Below are 16,640 nucleotides of genomic sequence, written 5' to 3' on the forward strand. Positions count from 1 at the left end.
GAGACCAGCCCTCACGCACCCGACACCCGACGCCCGCACCCGACACCCGCACCCGACACCCGCACCCGCACCCGACACCCGCACCCGACACCCGCACCCGACACCCGCACCCGACACCTGCACCCGACACCCGCACCCGACTCACGGCTCCCGGCGCACCCGTTGGCGCCATTCCTCGTCCCGGACCGTGATCGGGGCCGTCGGCGGAAGGCGTCGGACCGTCGGGGCCTCCGAGATGTGCGGCGTCGGGGCCGTCGGGGCCTCCGTCAGTGACAGCGAGCGGAAGGCCGTCTCGATGAGGGTCACCGACGTGGCGACCGGGGCCGGGAGCCAGCCGTCGAAGTCGCGCACGTCCCGGCGGGCCGCTCCCGCGCAGTGCTCGGCCAGGGCGGCTGCGGAGGGACGGGAGGCCGGGTCGGCGGTGAGACAGCGGCGCACGATGTCCAGGAGCGGCCGGCCGATGCCGTCCAGGGCGGGCGGGGCGGCGTCGGTGGCGGCGATACGGGTGGCGATGGCCAGCGGGTTGCCCCGGCCGTACGGGTGGGCGCCGGTGGCGGCGACCGCGGCGATCAGGCCGAGCGCGAAGACGTCCGACGCGGAGGTCACCCGGCGGCCGAGGGCGTGCTCGGGGGACATGTAGCGCGGAGTGCCGATGAGGCGTCCGGCGGTGGTGAGGGTGGCCGCGCCCGCCGCCCGCGCGATGCCGAAGTCGAGCAGCCAGGGCCCGTCCGCCGCGAGCAGCACGTTCGCGGGCTTGACGTCACGGTGGATCACCCCGGCGGTGTGCACGGCGTCCAGCGCGTACGCGGTGCAGGCCAGCAGCTGCAGGACCGTGGGGACGGGGAGCGGGCCGTGGGTCTCCAGGGTCTGGTCGAGCGGGACACCCGGCACGTAGTGGGTGGCGAGCCAGGGCCGCTCCGCCCCGGCGTCGTGGTCGACGATCGGCACCAGGTGGTAGCCCGAGACACGGCGTCCGGCGGCCACCTCGCGGGCGAACCGCTCACGGAAGGCGGGGCTGCCGGCGTACTCCGGGCGGACCAGTTTCAGCGCGACCGGCTGGCCGCCCCGGCTGCGCGAGAGATAGACGGTGCCCATCCCGCCCTCACCGATCCGGGCGTACAGCGGATACCCGGCGATCTCCCGCGGATCCTCCACCCGCAGCGGCTCAGGTACCACCCCGCGCATCGACCGCCCCCTCCGCTCAGCCTCACTCCGGAGCGTATCGCGGCACGGCCGCGGCGGTGGCGGATGAGGCGACCCGCGCACCACCCGCGCACCGGCGCAGCCGTCCGCCCGAGTGGCTCCGCACCGCACCACGGTCTATAGAGGGGAGGAGAACCGGTGGAAAACAGGATGAGTGGGGTGAGCGCGGACGTGGACCAGGGACCCGCCGTATCCGTCGTCGTGATCGTCTACAACGACGCGGCCAGGCTGTCCGCGGCCGTCCGCTCGGTGCTGGAGCAGACGCTGCGCGGCGTCGAGGCCGTGATCGTCGACGACCACAGCACGGACGGCTCCTACGAGGTGGCCGCCCGCCTCGCCGCCCAGCACCCCGGCCGCGTACGGGCGTACCGGCTGCCCGAGAACAGCGGCGGCTGCGGGGCGCCCCGCAACGCGGGCATCCGGGAGGCCCGCGGCGCGTACGTCGTCTTCCTTGACAGCGACGACGTCCTGGAGCGCGACGCCTGCCGGAACCTGCTGGAGGCCGCCGAGACCACCGGCGCCGACCTCGTCTCCGGCCTCTGTGTCCGCGTCCACGTGGACACGCGCACCCGCAAGGAGGTCAAGTGGTACCCGTGGCTGTACGCCCGCACCCGTACCCTCGACTCGATCGCCGAGCTGCCCGACCTGCTGGTCTACGACACCCTGTCGACCAACAAGTGCTACCGCCGGGACTTCCTGGTCGAGTGCGGCCTGCTGTTCCCCGTCGGCATCCACTACGAGGACCTCTTCTTCTCCGCCCAGGTGTACGCGGCCGCCCGCCGGATCACCCTGATCCCCAACCGGGTCTACGACTGGAACGTCGTCCGGAACCCGGGGCCGGCCGCGGCCTCGATCAGCAACCGGCGGGCCGAGATCGCCAACTTCGCCCACCGCATGGAGATCCACCGCCGGGTGGACCGGCTCCTCGTCGAACGGGGCCTCGGGGAACTGAAGTTCCACAAGGACGTCAAGTTCCTCAAGCACGACCTGGTGCTGCACCTGCGGGACCTGCCCTTCCGTGACGCGGCCTACCGCGAGGAGTTCGCCCGGCTGGCCCGTGCCTATCTGACGTCGGTCGACCCGGCCGCGTACGACGAGGCCGGCCCCGTGCACGCCGTCTGCGCCTTCCTGCTGCGCGAGGGCGACTGGGACAACCTGCTGCCGGCCGTGGACACGCTCACCAACCGTGACAAGGTGTCCGCGCCGCTCGCCGAGCGCGACGGGCGGGTCTACTGGTGCGCCGAGCACCTGGACGCCCCGGGGGAGGCGGGGGAGTTCGCGCGCCGCGTCCTGGACGTCACCGCACTCGGCCACCACTCCCGCCCGGTCGGCACGCTGTTCCTGCGCAACGAGCTGACGCGGTACGAGCAGGACGCGGGCGGCGGGGGCCGTGTCCGGCTCGCCGGACGCGTCACCAACCCCCTCGGGACCGTCCCGCCCGGCGCCCGGCTCACCGCCGAGCTGGAGTTCTACGCCCGCCGCCCCGGTGTGCGCTTCCAGACCTTCCGGGTGCCGGTGCCGACCGTCCGGCACGAGGGGCCGTACCTCACCTGGGAGGCCGCCGCCGACATCACGAGGACGCTGCGCCCGCTCGGCGTCGTGGACGCCGTCTGGGACGTACGCCTGCACCTGGACGTCGACGGCGAGCGCACCACCAGCCGGCTCACCGCGGCCGAACCGGGCCTGGTCACCGGCGAGTTGCCGGTCCGCCCGCGCCTGACCCGGCTGGTCGCCGACCGGATCGAGCCGCAGGTCTCCGCCCGCGGCCACCTCGCCTTCCGGCTGGTCCCCGACAAGAAGGCCCACGCCCTCGTCACCCGGGGGCTGCGCGGCACACCCGGCCGGCTCGCCAAGTCCGGCTACCGCGGGGCGAGGACGCTGCGCGCGCGAGCCACCTCGGGGGAGACCAAGGTCCGCCTCTACGAGGAGGTGTTCCGGCGCCTGCCGACGCGCCGGCGCCTGGTGGTCTTCGAGAGCCACCTCGGCCGGCAGTACAGCGACAGCCCCCGGGCGATCTACGAGGAGATGCGCCGCCAAGGCCTCGACTTCGAGGCGGTGTGGTCCCACACCGGCCGCCCCGAGGGCTTCCCGGCCGACGCCACCCTCGTCCGCCGCTGGTCCCTGCCGTATCTGCGGGCGCTGGCCCGCGCCGAGTTCTGGATCGACAACCAGAGCTTCCCGCTGAAGCTGACCAAGCGCCCCGGCACGACCTACCTCCAGACCTGGCACGGCTCCGCGCTCAAGCGCATGGGCTTCGACGAACCCGGCTGGAAGCTCAGGACCCGGGCCGAGCAGGCCGAACAGCAGCGCACCCTGGACCGCTTCGACCACTTCCTGATCCGCTCCGAGCACGACGTGCGCACCCTGGCGAAAGCCTTCCGGCTGCGGGAGAAGGTGCTGCTGCGGGTGGGCTATCCCCGCAACGACGCGCTCGTACGCGCCCAGGGGACCCGTCCCGCCTCCGAACGCCCGCCCCTGGCAGCAGAGTTGGGCATCCCGGCGGACAGGAGGATCCTGCTCTACGCCCCCACCTTCCGTCACCGGGGACAGCGCCGCCTCGCCCTCCCCTTCGACGTGGAACGCTTCGCCGACACGTTCGGCGACGAGTACGTGCTCCTCGTCCGCGCCCACTACCTCGACCACGTCGTGCTCCCCCCGTCGGTCCGGGGCCGGGTCGTCGACGTCTCGGCCCACCACGACGTGACCCCGCTGCTCGCCCTCGCGGACGCGCTGATCACGGACTACTCGTCGGTGATGTTCGACTACGCCCTCCTCGACCGCCCGATGCTGTTCTTCGTGCACGACTACGAGGAGTACGTGCACGAGGGCCGGGGCACCTACTTCGACCTGCTGGAACGGGCGCCGGGCCCGGTCGTGCGGACGGAGGAGGAACTGCACACCGTCCTGCGGACGATGACGCTGGAGGACCAGACCCTCAAGTACGCCGCCGCACGCGAGCGGTTCACGGCCGACTTCGGCGAGTACGACAAGGGGACGGCGGCCCAGAGCGTCGTCGACCAGTTCTTCTCCGAGTGGAGGCGCGCGTGACCGGGCCGGACGGGACAGGGCGGGCCGGGGCGCGGGACGTCTTCCTGGTCTCCAACAGCGTGGACGAGACGGGCGGGGTGACCAGCTGGTCCCACCACCTGGCCCGCCTCCTCACCGGGCGCGGACACCGGGTGCACGTCATCGGGATCGCCACCCCCGAGGACCCGCACGACCTGGGCGAACTCCCCTACCCCACCACCAGGCTGTACGCGGGGCAGCCGCCGCCACCCGGCCGCGCGCGGGAAGCGAGCAGACGGGCCCGGGCGGACGTGCTCACCGGCCTCTTCCGGGCCGCGCGGCCCGGCGGCGTGGTCATCGTGACCCAGGTGTGGGCGATGGAGTGGGTGACGCTCGCCGACACCACCGGTCTCACCGTCATCGGGATGAGCCACGAGTCCTTCGAGGCCGCGCGGCGCTCCTCGCGCTTCCGGCGGGTGCTGAGGTACTACCGGGACGTCGACCGGATGCTCGTCCTCACCCGCGAGGACGCCGACCTGTGGATCGGCGAGGGCCTCAACAACGTCTCGTACCTGCCCAACGCGGTGCCCTGGCTGCCGCGGACGCCCTCGCCGCGCACCGGGAAGGCCGTGATCAGCATCGGCCGGCTCAGCGACGAGAAGGGGGTCGACATGCTCCTCGACACCTGGGCCGAGGTGGCACCCCGCCATCCCGACTGGACCCTCCTCGTCCACGGCTCCGGCGAGGACGAGGAACTGCTGCGCAAGCAGTGCACGGCCCTCGGCCTCGACGGCTCGGTGTCCTTCAGGGGCCGTACGGACGACGTGCCCGGGGCCCTGCGCGCCGGCTCGGTCTTCGCGCTGTCCTCCCGGGCCGAGGGCTTCCCCCTCGCGCTGATGGAGGCCATGGCGATGGGCGTGCCCTGCGTCGCCTTCGACTGCGCCCCCGGCGTCCGTGAGATCATCCGCGACGGCGAGGACGGCCTCCTCGCCGCGCCCGGCAACACCGGTGAACTCGCCCGCAGGCTGGACCTGTTGATGACCGACAAGAGCCTGCGGGACCGGATGGGCGACGCGGCGGGACGGAACATCCGGCGGTACGCGACGGAGGAGATTTTGGACCGGTGGGAGGCGCTGTTCGCCTTCCTGGAGAGGTGAGGCGGCGCCCGCCGTGCCTTGCCCGCCGAGCCTACTTCTTGCCGCCGGTGAACCTCTCGTACTCCTTCAGCACCTCGTCCGTGGGCCCGTCCAGGCGGAGTTCACCGCGCTCCAGCCACAGCACCCGGTCGCAGGTGTCCCGGATCGACTTGTTGTTGTGGCTGACGAGGAAGACCGTGCCCGCGTGCTTGCGCAGTTCGCGGATGCGGGCCTCGGAGCGCTTCTGGAAGGAGCGGTCGCCGGTCGCCAGGGCCTCGTCGATGAGCAGCACGTCGTGGTCCTTGGCGGCGGCGATGGAGAACCGCAGCCGGGCCGCCATGCCGGAGGAGTACGTGCGCATGGGGAGGGTGATGAAGTCCCCCTTCTCGTTGATGCCGGAGAAGTCGACGATCTCCTCGTACCGCTCCTTCACCTGCTCGCGGGACATGCCCATGGCGAGCCCGCCGAGGTGGACGTTCCGTTCGCCCGTCAGGTCGTTCATCAGGGCCGCGTTGACGCCGAGCAGGGAGGGCTGGCCGTCGGTGTAGATGCGGCCGTTCTCCACGGGGAGCAGTCCGGCGACCGCCTTGAGCAGGGTCGACTTGCCGGAGCCGTTGGTGCCGATGAGCCCGATGGCCTCGCCCCGGTACGCGGTGAACGACACGTTCCGCACGGCGTGCACGGTGCGCACCCCGGCCGCCTTCTCGGACTTCTTCCGCCGCAGGATGCGGTTGAGCGCGGCGGTGGCGGTGCCGCGCCCGGCACCGGTGCCGTTGACCCGGTAGACGATGTCGACGCCGTCGACGACGACGGTGGGGACGGGTTCGGCGGCGGTGACCGCAACGGTCTCGTGCCGCGCGTCCGGGACGGTGACGGGGGAAGTGATCGTGTCAGCCACGGCCGTAGGTCTCCTCAGCCTTCCAGAAGTAGATGAATCCGCCGACGCCCGCGAGGAGCGCCCAGCCCGCGGCGATCGCCCAGACGTGCGGCGGGAGCTGGCTCGCGTGGAAGCTGTCGATCAGCGCGAACCGCATCAGGTCGATGTAGACGGCGGCCGGGTTGCACTCCAGCAGCAGGTGCACGAAGGCCGGGACGTCCCGGTTGTCGAGGATGCGGTCGATGCTGAACATCACGCCCGACGTGTACATCCAGGTGCGCAGGACGAACGGCATCAGCTGCGAGATGTCGGGCGTCTTGGCGCCGATCCGTGCCATCACCATCGCGATGCCGGCGTTGAACACGAACTGCAGCGCCAGCGCGGGCACCACCAGCAGCCACGACAGCGCCACCGGCACCCCGAAGGCCAGCAGGATCACGACCAGCGCGGCCATGGAGAACAGCAGCTGCTGGAGCTGCTGCAGGCAGTACGACAGGGGCAGCGAGGCCCGGGGGAAGTGCAGCGCCCGGACGAGCCCCAGGCTGCCGGAGATGGCGCGGGTGCCCGCCATGATCGAGCTCTGGGTGAAGGTCCACACGAACACGCCGGTCACGAGGAACGGGACGTAGTCCGGCACGCCCTTCTTGGTGCCCATCAGCAGGCCGAAGATCAGGTAGTAGACCGCCGCGTTGAGCAGCGGGTTCGCGACCTGCCAGATCTGGCCCAGCTTCGCCTGGCTGTACTGGGCGGTCAGCTTGGCCGTGGCGAAGGCGGTGATGAAGTGCCGTCTGGCCCACAGCTGCCGTACGTACGCGCCGAGGGTGGGGCGGGCCCCGCTCACGCTGAGGCCGTACCGCTCGGCGAGCTGGGCCGGGGTCTCGGCGGGGGCGCCCCGGCCGGCCGCGCCGGCCGGGGCGTCGGCCGCCTTCGGAGGGGGCGGTGTGTGGAGGACCTGGCTCACATCCGCTGCTTTCGCTAGTGGGGGCGTCCGCGTGCCCGGCTGCCGGGCGCTCGGGGTTTTCGCTCAGGGTTCTTACGTCGTCCTTGCCCGGCTCTTACGTCGGGACGGGACCGTATCGTCGCAACGTGAGCGTAAGCCGATTCGACGTCGGAACGCAACCGTTTCGTCGTGGCGCCCTATGCTGGGGGCATGACGACGAACGCCGGCCCCTCCGCAGCGCAGCCGCCGCCACGGCAGCCCCGCCGGGCCCCCGCCGGGGCAGCCGTGCTCCGGGAGGACGTGACCGAGGCGATCCGGGCCGCGGTCTTCGAGGAACTGGCGGCCGTCGGCTATGCCCGGATGTCCATCGAGGGGATCGCGCGCCGGGCGGGCGTCGGCAAGACGGCGGTCTACCGGCGCTGGCGCTCCAAGCTGCACCTGGTGCTCGACCTCGTCTCGGCGGTCGCCGTGCAGGGCCTGCCGATGCCCGACACGGGCTCGCTGGAGGGCGACCTCCGGCTGCTCTACGAGGTCACGTCCCGCGCCCTGCGCCACCCGGTCGCCGGCCAGATCATCCCCGACCTCCAGGCCGAGGCCGCCCGCAACCCGGAGATCGCCGAGGCGATGCGCAAGGCGCTGCGGGAGGGCCAGCAGGGCGTGGCCACGGGGATCGTCGCGGCGGCGGTCGCGCGCGGCGAGGTCGGGGCGGACGCCGACGAGGACCTCGCCCTGGACGTGATGTTCGGGCCGCTGTACTGGCGGTCGGTGGTCGTGCGGTCGCCGAAGCTGCCGAAGGGGTATCTGGAGAGCCTGACGCGGGCCACGGCCGCGGCGCTGCGGGCCCTGTAGGGAGAGCGGGAGCCCGCCGGGCTGAACGTTTTCCGTGCGGGAGGCGTCTTGGTCACAGTCGCTCAGGAATGGGGTCGCCGTGACTCTCGTACGCTTACGCTCCCGTGCTCGCTCCGTACTCCTCGCCGCCGCGCTGGTCGCGGGCACCACGGCGGTGACGGCCGCCTGCGAGGGCGGGACCGCCTCCCCCGAGTCGACCGAGAGGGCGTCCCCCCGGGGCACCACGGCGGCGAACAAGGTCATGTGGCAGGAGCCCGCCTCGTACGTCTACACGCTCACCTCCACCTCGCAGGTCCTGACGGGGCGTTTCCGGGTGACGGTCCGGGACGGCGAGGTGGCCGACGCCGTCGGTCTCGACGGCGACGGCAGGAAGGCGCTGGCGGACGGGCCCGGCGAGGTGCCCAGCATCGGCGACCTGATCGACACGCTGGAGAGCGCCTGGCAGGAGGGGGCGGACACGGCGGAGGCGGAGTACGCCCCCGACGGCCACCCCTCGCGGATCACCCTGGACCCGGCCGAGAACGCGATCGACGACGAGGCCGAGTACGTCATCGACGGCCTGAAGACGGGCGACGGCTGAGCGCCCCGCGTCGGGTGCGGTTTCGGCGGCGACGCGGGGCGCGGGGGTGCGTGCGGGCGTGGGTTCCGGTGCCGGCGTCGGTCAGAAGAGGTCGGTCAGGTCCGGGCCCCGGCCGTCGACGACGTCCGGGGGCTTGATGCCGTACCCCTCGGCGGAGCCGAAGTAGGTCGGCTCGCCGGGCTCGGCGGGGGTGCCCAGGGCGGCGTCGAGCGACCGCAGGGCCGCCGCGAGCCGGGGGGCGTTCTGCCGCTCCACCTCCGGATGCGGCTCGCCCCGGAAGTCGAACGGGCCCCAGACGTCGTGGTGGAGGGCCAGCTCCACCCAGATGCCGGGGGCGTCCGGGGCCACCGTCAGTTCGACCAGCCGGTGTTCCCCGCGCTTCTCGCCCGTCGCGTCGATCCAGGTCCCGGACCCCACCACGAGCACGCTGCCGACCGACGCCTCGGGGAAGCCGACGGGGCGGCTGCGTGCGATGCGCAGGGGCACGTCCTCGTCGTCCATGGGGCCCTGGAGCGCCATCCGGGTGACGAGCCCGGTGCCGCCGCTGCCGTACACGGTCCAGTTCCATTCGAGGCTGTCGGGGACCAGCAGTTCGTGCTCGCGCAGGACGGCGCACATCCGGGCCGCGACGGACAGCGCGGAGTCCAGGCCCGAGGGCGCGGACTCGTCGAGCTCCCACGTCCACGACGCACATTCCTTCGGGGCGCGCATGAGAAGGGACACGGAATTCCTCACGGATAGGTCGGGCCGTTGGCCGGGATGGTGATCGAGCCGTCCTGGAAACGCAGTTCGAAGGTGGCGTTGATCCTTTTGGCGTGCCTCTCGACAGACTTCAGGATGTCATCGGTGACCGCGCCCTTCACGTCGTGGATGTCGAGGATGGCGACCTTCTGGCCCGCGATCTCTCCGGCGAGCTGCTTGGCGGCGATCTTCTTGGCGGCGGAGTTGATGCCGGAGACCGACTGCACGTCCTTGAGCTGGACGCCGTACTCGATCCTGTCACCCGCCCTGACCAGCACATCCAGGTCCAGCCGGTCGCCCGGCGCCTTGAACTCGAAGGCCACGTCCTTGGCGCCCCGGGCGCTCAGGTCCGCCGCGTGCTCCATGGCCATGTGCACCGAGGGCGTCATGTCGCCCTGCTTGACCTGGAGCAGGAGGTCCTTGTAGCCGGGCATGTCCGCGAGGTTCCCACGGGTGATGTGCTCCGCGATGCCGGCTCCGTAGGGGCTCTTGTTCAGCTGGGTGAGCATGCGCTCCAGGTCCTGCGACTTGAGCTTGAGCTTGTCGCTCTTGAGCGCGTTCACGACCTCGGCGTGCTGGTCGGGGCGCATGGGGCCGGTGGGAGGCGTGAGCGTGGTGTCGCCCTCGCTGAAGTCAGGCGGGCCGGATCCGTCCCCACCGCCGGGTCCGTCGCCCCCGCCGGGACCGTCCCCACCACCGGGACCGTCGCCTCCCGTGCCGGGTCCCTCGCCGTGCCCGCCGCCACCGGGTCCTTCGCCGTGCCCGCCTCCGCCGGGGCCGTCCCCGTGGCCGCCGCCGGGCGTCTCGCCGTGGCCACCTGCGGGGCGCTCGCCATGTCCGCCCGTGGGGCGTTCGCCGTGTCCGGCGCCCGTCGGGCCGTCTCCGCCCCGGGGGCCACCGCCACCACCGGTCGGCGTCTCGTGACTCCCGGACGGCCCGCGGCCCAGGTCGTCGGCGCGGCCGCCGGGCAGGTGCTCGGCGCGGCCTCCCGGCAGATCGCCCGCGCGGCCGCCCGGCAGATCGCCCGCGCGGCCGCCCGGCAGGCCGGTGTCCGAGGCCCGTCCGGTCCCGCCCAGGTCGTCGCCGACGCGCCCGACCACGGAGCCGCCGTCGCCCGCCCTGGCCCCCGCGCCCACCGACTCGGGCTGCCGGGACCCCGCGTCGACGCCCCGCTCGGTGGCCGTCCCCTCGTGCCTGATGCCGTCCAGGGACTCCCGGACCGTGCCGTCGGCGTTGTGCACGACCAGCGTGTCGGTGTCGAGGTAGACGACCTCGCCCGTGGGTGTCTCCATGCGGACGGAGTTCTCGGGGGTGAGCCCCGACGGCAGTTCGTCGGCGATGTTCGGCGGATCGGCGATCTTGTACGTGCCCTCGCCGAGCTTGATGTGGGTGCCGTCGGTGATGCCGCGCAGGCTCGCCATGACGTCGCTGATCTTCACCGCCGTCGCGCCGACGCCCTTGGTGATGTACGTCATCGGGTCGACGATCCTGCCGGCCTTGCCCGCGAAGGAGATGGCCCGGGCGATGGCGCCCGCCTTGCCGGCGCCGGAGACCGCTCCGCCCGCACCGCCCGTGAAGATCGTGGTCACGACGTTGAAGGTCACCGCCCCGGCCGCCCGGGCCGGGTTCTTGCCCCACTCGTCGTACGCGATGAGCGCCTTGCCGGTCTCCACGACGGCCGTACGGGAGTCGCGGATCCAGGAGGGCAGTTTGTCGTCGGGCGTGAGCCAGAACGCGGCGGCCGTCACCGGGTTGGACATGATGACGATGCCGGTCGCCAGCTTGCCGAGGCCGACCCACGCCTGCCCCGCCGCGTCCCAGCCGTTGAAGCCGACCAGCGTGCCGAGGCCCTTGATCGTGCCCCACACCCCGTCGACCACGAAGCCGACCGCGAAGTCCCAGACGTGCTCGTGGACGTAGTACCAGGGGTTGGACTCCTCGACCGGGTCGCCCCACGGCAGACCGCCGGCGTTGTTCAGGTCCTCGCCCCGGTAGCCGTACATGTTCTCTTTGTTCGAGCCGTCGTTGACGACGAGCGCCTCGCCGCCGACCAGCGCGACGATCTTGTTGTAGCAGTCGCGCTCGGCGGCCTGGAACGCGGCGTACGTGGCGTTGATGTCCGAGCGGCGGTTGTTGTTCTCCTCGACGAGGTCACCGTCGGCGCGCCACTCGTCGTCGTCCGCGATCTTCGCGCGGAAGGCGACGGCCTCCTGGCGGAGCCGGTCGAACTTCTGCTTGAGCGGACCGACGGCGGCGGCGTACGTGTCCAGCGCCGAGGCCACGGTCTCCAACTCCGTGGCGAACTCGTCGCCCTTGGCCGCCACCGGCGCGGTCGTCGCGAACAGCGCTTCCGCCTCGGGGGCCTTGTAGTACGCGGAGAGGCCGCCGAAGCGGGTATGGACCGCCGCGCCCGAGTCCTTCAGGGAGGTGCCGGCCGAGCGGACGCCCGCGATGTTCTGGTCGAGCAGCTCCAGGTTGCCGGTGAACTCGGGGACTTCCTCCGGGATGACGGGGACGTCGTCGCTCACTTCGGCCCCTGCCCGCCGTTGCCGCCGACACCCGGCGGCGGCGGGACCACCGTCGCCTTGAGGGCGCTGGCCTGCTGCTCGGCGGCCATGTCCAGGTCACCCGTGACATAGGCGTTGGTCGCCTTGGCCGCGCCCTGCACGGAGTCGATGGTCCGCTGCGCCATGTACGCCAGCTTCTGCTGACGCTCCTGCAGATACGTGCTCAGCGCCGCCGCGACCGGCCCGACCGGCACCCGGGGGGTGCCCGCCGCCACCGGCCCGACCATGGGCCCGCTGAACTGCCCGCCCGGCACGGCCGTTCCGGCCGACTCGGCCGCGCTCGCCATGTTCGACACCAGCGAGTTGGCGGCCTTCTCCAGGCCGCCCGCCGCCTCACCGGTCGACCTCAGCGTGGTCTGCACGTTGATCGGATCGATGTCCCATGCCGGCATCGCCGCTACCCCCGTAACGCCCCTGTCGGATACGTCTGTTCGTCGCTCGCCCGTGGCTCACCCGCCGCCGCCCGGCGTGCTCCCGCACGCCTCGCGCGCTCGTACGTCGGTTGCCTGTTCGCTTCCCTCAGTACACACGCGCAAACGACACCGGACAGTTCCCACGGTACGACGATCCCGTCACGGTTCTCCCCGGATCCCTCACCGTGTGGGGTGGTTCACCTGCCGGCCCGCCCACGCCGACGCGATCATGTCGTCGACGCCGTACCGCGCCTTCCAGCCCAGCTCGGCGGCGATCCGGTCGGCGGAGGCGACCACCCGCGCGGGATCGCCCGGCCGCCGCCCGACGGCCACGGGGGACACGGTGTGGCCGGTGAGCGCGGTGATCCGGTCGATCATCTCCCGCACCGAGACACCGTCCCCGCGACCGATGTTGAGGGTGAGGTCGGTGCCCGGGGCCTCGCGCAGCCGTCGCGCTGCCGCCACATGGGCCTCGGCGAGGTCGACGACATGGATGTAGTCCCGGACGCAAGTGCCGTCCGGGGTCGGGTAGTCGGTGCCGAAGATCCGTGGCGGGGCGCCCTCGGAGAGCTTCTCGAAGACCATGGGGACGAGGTTGAGAACACCGGTGTCGGCCAGGTCGGGGCTCGCGGCCCCCGCCACGTTGAAGTAGCGCAGGGAGGCCGTCGACAGGCCCGTCGCCCGGCCGGTGGCCCGCACCAGCCACTCGCCGGCCAGCTTGGTCTCGCCGTAGGGGCTCATCGGCACGCAGGGGGTCTCCTCGGTGACGAGGTCCACGTCGGGCATGCCGTACACGGCGGCCGAGGAGGAGAACACGAAGGACCCGACCCCGGCGTCCGTGACGGCCGACAGCAGGGTGCGCAGGCCCTCGACGTTCTCCCGGTAGTAGTGCAGCGGCCGTTCGACGGACTCGCCGACCTGCTTCTTCGCCGCGAGATGGACGACGCCGGTGACGCCCCGGTCCCGGACGACGCGCGCCAGCCGTTCCGCGTCGAGGGTGGAGCCGATCTCCAACGGCACGCCGTCGGGCACTCGTTCGGCGACCCCCGTGGACAGGTCGTCGTAGACGACGGTCTCCTCGCCCGCGTCGAGCATCGCGCGCACCACGTGCGCCCCGATGTATCCGGCGCCACCGGTGATCAGCCAGGTCATGGACGACCGTCCCCTCGTAGGCCGTGGCGACGGGTGACGCCACGGTGGTGATGCAGGTGCAATCAGTCGCTTCTCAGTCACCTTCTCGGCCGTGAACGGCCGAGCTTGTGCGCTCGGTCGTTCACACCTTGTCGCGCTCCCGACTGTCCCCTACGACAGGACGGTCACGGGTCGCATCTCCCTTTCCGGTCAGACCGGTTGCGGGACGGGCATGGTGACGAATGCCCACACCGAGCGTGCACGGTCGCGCACGTTGACCCCGGCGACGACATCGGCGGGCCCAGCGAGACCGCACCGACGACAGCGGAAATGATCCCGGGTGGGCCGGTTGGCCCGCTCGGTGTGCTCGCAGCGCGGGCAGCGCTGCGAGGTATAAGCCGCGTCCACCTCGAGGAAGGGCACCCCGGCCCGTCTGGCCTTGTAGGCCAGGTGCTGTCCGAGCTGGTGGAAGGGCCAGGAGGAGAGGGTGTCCCGCTGGTCGCGGCGTAGCCGTACCCGCTCACGGATCCCGCCAAGGTGCTCGACAGCGATCCCGCGACCGGTGCGTTGCGCAACGGACACGATCTCCTTACTGATGACGTGGTTCACCTGCGTGGCATGGCGGCGCTCCTTGCGTGTGCGGCGGGCCAGGCGGCGGGTGGCCGAGCGGGTCTGTCTGGCCTGGAGTTCGGCGCGTTTGCGGGCCTGCCAGCGCCGGTAGCGCGACAGACGGCGGCCCTGGTGGTTCGTGCCGTCACTGGTGGTGGCCAGGTTCACGATGCCCCGGTCCACTCCGATCCAGCCGGCCGGCTCATACGCTGCCGGCTCGGGAATGTCGCAGGGGGCCATCAAGAACCACTTCCCGCCACGCTGGACGAGATCACTCTCGCCCTTGCGGTACTGCACGAGGGCCTTGAGCTGGTCGGGTGAGCAAGCGAAGCGGACGCCCTTCATCCGCCCGTCGACGGTCCAGATCGACACGGTGCGCGCGTCGTACTGCCAGGACAGGCAGCGGTCGTCGAACGGCTGAGCCGCCTCCGGCCGGAAGGCGATCGGGGTACTGAGCGCCGTGCGGTGGCGCTTGGAGGTGGGCGGGCCCAAGTTCCCGGCCTGCAGATTGGCCTTCAGGGTCGCGTAGGCGTCGACCACCTTCTTCACCGCCCGCACCACCGGCTGCGCCGACAGTCCGAACGTGGCCTTCAGATCGGCGTACACCTCCTTCTGCAGGCCGTTGCGGTCTTTGAGGTGCTTGGCGAAGGCAACCTGCGAGGCGTAGGTGGCGGCCCGGTTGCAGGCGCGCAGGGTCGCCTCGAGCGCCAGCGCCTGCTCGGGCGTCGGCAGCAGCTTCACCTGCACCACCAGCTTCACAGCATCGGACCGTAGTACGACGTCCGCACACACAACCGCCGTTCACCCGACAGTCACCACAGCAGGTGACCCGCAGGACATTCGTTCGCATTCTCCGGCTCCGCCGGGCAGCCGTACGGGCGCTCCGTGCCGGTCAGAGAGCAGATGCGGCGACGCTCCGCGTCGCAGCCGCAGGAGGCGATTCCTCCCCGGCGTGAACGCCGGGGCATCCTCGCCAGAAGTAGGTGAAGCAGGCGTTTCAGGCGGCGCAGCACCACGTCGGCCGCGCCCCGCCAACCGGGTGCGAGCCGCAGCGCGAGCGACCCGGCGTGCGTCGCGTACGGCTGGGCGAGGAGCACGCCGTGGCGTGTGCTCGGCAGGACGCTCCGGCGCAGCAGCCCGGTGCCCGCGACCGCGTGCGCGGTGGTGTCCCGGTGGGTGCCGTCCGCGAAGCGCAGCCGCAGCCGCAGGTCCCAGGTCCCGCCGCCCAGCGCGGACAGGTCCAGCGGGATCTCCGCCGTCCAGCCGTCGGAGTCCGGCTCGGCCGCGAGCGGGGCCGAGCCGGTGAAGCCCACCCGCCCGTCCCGGCGCGCGGTGAACTCCGCCCGCACGCTCAGCGGACCCGCCTGCGTCAGCCGCCCGTACAGCTCGTGGAGCCGCAGCCGGAGCGTCGTCCCGCGCGCGCGGGGCCGCAGTTCCGCGTCGACGGCGGCCGGCAGCAGGTGCACGGGGCGGACGAGGAGATGGTCCAGCTCCACCTGGGGCAGCTCCGCGGACCAGACGGGCGTGCCGTCGTCCGCGCGCGCGTAGGGCGGGGTCAGCCGGGCGGGACGGGCCGCGATCTCCTTGAGGCGGGCCAGGTCGCGCGGCTCCTCGGCGGCGAGGATCACCCGGGCGACGACCCGGCCGGGCGCGGGCGCCGCCGCGAAGTCGCCCTCGTCGAAGGAGGCCAGGTGCGCGCGGGTCACGGCCCACCACTCGCGCCGGTACTCCGCGCCGCGCAGGTCCAGCTCGCGGGCGTACATCCGCAGCGAGCGGTCGAGGAAGCGCGTCCGTGCCGCCCGCGCCAGCCGCTTCTCGCCGGCGCCCAGCAGGATGTCGTACGACAGGCGGTCGGCCTGCGTCCGGGCGCGCCAGTTGGCCATGCCGGAGCGGTCGAGGGAGAGGGACAGCCGGGCGGCCGAGCGGCGCACGTGCCAGACGTACACCCGGTCGGGGACGAGCGCGACCCGTGGCGCCGCGGCCAGCACACGCGCGCCGAAGACGAAGTCCTCGTACCGGAAGCGGCCCTCGGGGAAGCGGATCGCGTGGTCGCGCAGGAAGGCGGTGCGGTAGAGCTTGTTGACGCAGAGGGTGTCGTGCGCCAGGCGTGCGCGCTGGGCGGGGTGGGGGACGAACGTGCGCCGGGCGTACAGCTCGGGCTGCCAGGGGGTCTCGCGGCCGGACGGCAGCTCCCTGCGCACGCACAACCCCGACGCGACCGGCGCGTCGTGCTCCAGGGCGGCGCCCAGCAGCGCGTTCACGGCACCGGGCGGCAGCACGTCGTCGCTGTCCAGGAACATCACGTACGGGGCCGCCGCCGCGTCGAGTCCGTCGTTGCGCGGGGTGCCGCAACCGCCGCTGTTGGTCGGCCGCCGCAGGGTCCGCAGCCGGGGTTCGGTCTCGGCCAGCCGCTCCAGCAGCTCCCCGCTGCCGTCCGTCGAGCAGTCGTCGACCGCGATCACCTCGCGCACGGCCGGGCCCTGCGCGAGCGCCGAGCGGACGGCGTCCGCCACGTGGGCGGCGTCGTCGTACCCGATGACGACGATGGAGACCTGCGCCTGCCGGAGAGTCATGGTTGCCCCACACCT

General features: G+C 72.5%; 13 protein-coding genes. 4 read left to right on the top strand and 9 right to left on the bottom strand.

The features are described 5' to 3' along the window. Nucleotides 1-141: 141 nt before the first annotated feature. Nucleotides 142-1,185, bottom strand: a complete 1,044-nt coding sequence (locus PYR72_RS29450; RefSeq protein WP_275458086.1) for a serine/threonine-protein kinase — start codon at nt 1,183-1,185, stop codon at nt 142-144. A 168-nt stretch (nt 1,186-1,353) separates the two neighbouring features. On the opposite strand from PYR72_RS29450, the gene PYR72_RS29455 reads away from it, so the two are divergent. Both PYR72_RS29455 and PYR72_RS29460 read left to right on the top strand, forming a co-directional pair. Then, nucleotides 1,354-4,251, top strand: a complete 2,898-nt coding sequence (locus PYR72_RS29455) for a bifunctional glycosyltransferase family 2 protein/CDP-glycerol:glycerophosphate glycerophosphotransferase (RefSeq protein WP_275458087.1) — start codon at nt 1,354-1,356, stop codon at nt 4,249-4,251. Further along, nucleotides 4,248-5,366: a glycosyltransferase gene (locus tag PYR72_RS29460; RefSeq protein ID WP_275458088.1), complete on the top strand. Its 1,119-nt coding sequence runs from the start codon at nt 4,248-4,250 to the stop codon at nt 5,364-5,366. Before PYR72_RS29455 ends, PYR72_RS29460 begins: the two co-directional genes overlap by 4 nt. Nucleotides 5,367-5,397: 31 nt before the next feature. Here PYR72_RS29460 and PYR72_RS29465 read toward each other — a convergent pair whose 3' ends face one another. Continuing rightward, nucleotides 5,398-6,243 (bottom strand): ABC transporter ATP-binding protein, encoded by an 846-nt coding sequence (locus tag PYR72_RS29465; protein ID WP_275458089.1) that lies wholly within the window; start codon nt 6,241-6,243, stop codon nt 5,398-5,400. Beyond that, a complete protein-coding gene (locus PYR72_RS29470; protein ID WP_275458090.1) occupies nt 6,236-7,183 on the bottom strand; it encodes an ABC transporter permease in 948 nt (315 codons plus the stop codon). Before PYR72_RS29470 ends, PYR72_RS29465 begins: the two co-directional genes overlap by 8 nt. A 189-nt stretch (nt 7,184-7,372) precedes the next feature. Between PYR72_RS29470 and PYR72_RS29475 the strand changes: the two genes are divergently transcribed. Beyond that, a complete protein-coding gene (locus PYR72_RS29475; RefSeq protein ID WP_275458091.1) occupies nt 7,373-8,011 on the top strand; it encodes a TetR/AcrR family transcriptional regulator in 639 nt (212 codons plus the stop codon). Nucleotides 8,012-8,090: 79 nt separating this feature from the next. Next, complete coding sequence (locus tag PYR72_RS29480; RefSeq protein WP_275458092.1) at nt 8,091-8,591, top strand: DUF6174 domain-containing protein; 501 nt, start codon at nt 8,091-8,093, stop codon at nt 8,589-8,591. 81 nt (nt 8,592-8,672) lie between these two features. Here the strand turns inward: PYR72_RS29480 and PYR72_RS29485 are convergent, their stop codons facing one another. From PYR72_RS29485 to PYR72_RS29510, 6 genes are all read right to left on the bottom strand, one after another. Next, nucleotides 8,673-9,302, bottom strand: coding sequence for a hypothetical protein (locus tag PYR72_RS29485; protein ID WP_275460558.1), 630 nt, complete (start codon nt 9,300-9,302; stop codon nt 8,673-8,675). Between the two features lie 20 nt (nt 9,303-9,322). Further along, nucleotides 9,323-11,860, bottom strand: a complete 2,538-nt coding sequence (locus PYR72_RS29490) for a hypothetical protein (protein ID WP_275458093.1) — start codon at nt 11,858-11,860, stop codon at nt 9,323-9,325. Next, nucleotides 11,857-12,291 carry a DUF6507 family protein gene (locus PYR72_RS29495; protein ID WP_275458094.1) on the bottom strand — a complete coding sequence of 145 codons (435 nt, stop codon included), beginning with the start codon at nt 12,289-12,291 and terminating at the stop codon, nt 11,857-11,859. Before PYR72_RS29495 ends, PYR72_RS29490 begins: the two co-directional genes overlap by 4 nt. Nucleotides 12,292-12,492: 201 nt before the next feature. Further along, nucleotides 12,493-13,464, bottom strand: coding sequence for a UDP-glucose 4-epimerase GalE (galE, locus tag PYR72_RS29500; protein ID WP_275458095.1), 972 nt, complete (start codon nt 13,462-13,464; stop codon nt 12,493-12,495). 189 nt (nt 13,465-13,653) lie between these two features. Beyond that, complete coding sequence (locus tag PYR72_RS29505) at nt 13,654-14,811, bottom strand: transposase (RefSeq protein ID WP_275458096.1); 1,158 nt, start codon at nt 14,809-14,811, stop codon at nt 13,654-13,656. 53 nt (nt 14,812-14,864) lie between these two features. After that, nucleotides 14,865-16,625: a glycosyltransferase family 2 protein gene (locus tag PYR72_RS29510; RefSeq protein ID WP_275458097.1), complete on the bottom strand. Its 1,761-nt coding sequence runs from the start codon at nt 16,623-16,625 to the stop codon at nt 14,865-14,867. Between the last annotated feature and the right edge of the window lie 15 nt (nt 16,626-16,640).

Origin of the sequence: Streptomyces sp. VNUA24 (assembly GCF_029167005.1) — a bacterium.
Lineage (GTDB): Bacteria > Actinomycetota > Actinomycetes > Streptomycetales > Streptomycetaceae > Streptomyces > Streptomyces scabiei.

Coding starts and splice junctions, on each gene's coding strand:
- PYR72_RS29455 (WP_275458087.1), top strand. CDS start 1,354: ATGAGTGGGGTGAGCGCGGACGTGGACCAGGGACCCGCCGTATCCGTC.
- PYR72_RS29485 (WP_275460558.1), bottom strand. CDS start 9,302: ATGCGCGCCCCGAAGGAATGTGCGTCGTGGACGTGGGAGCTCGACGAG.
- PYR72_RS29450 (WP_275458086.1), bottom strand. CDS start 1,185: ATGCGCGGGGTGGTACCTGAGCCGCTGCGGGTGGAGGATCCGCGGGAG.
- PYR72_RS29475 (WP_275458091.1), top strand. CDS start 7,373: ATGACGACGAACGCCGGCCCCTCCGCAGCGCAGCCGCCGCCACGGCAG.
- PYR72_RS29495 (WP_275458094.1), bottom strand. CDS start 12,291: ATGCCGGCATGGGACATCGATCCGATCAACGTGCAGACCACGCTGAGG.
- PYR72_RS29510 (WP_275458097.1), bottom strand. CDS start 16,625: ATGACTCTCCGGCAGGCGCAGGTCTCCATCGTCGTCATCGGGTACGAC.
- galE (WP_275458095.1), bottom strand. CDS start 13,464: ATGACCTGGCTGATCACCGGTGGCGCCGGATACATCGGGGCGCACGTG.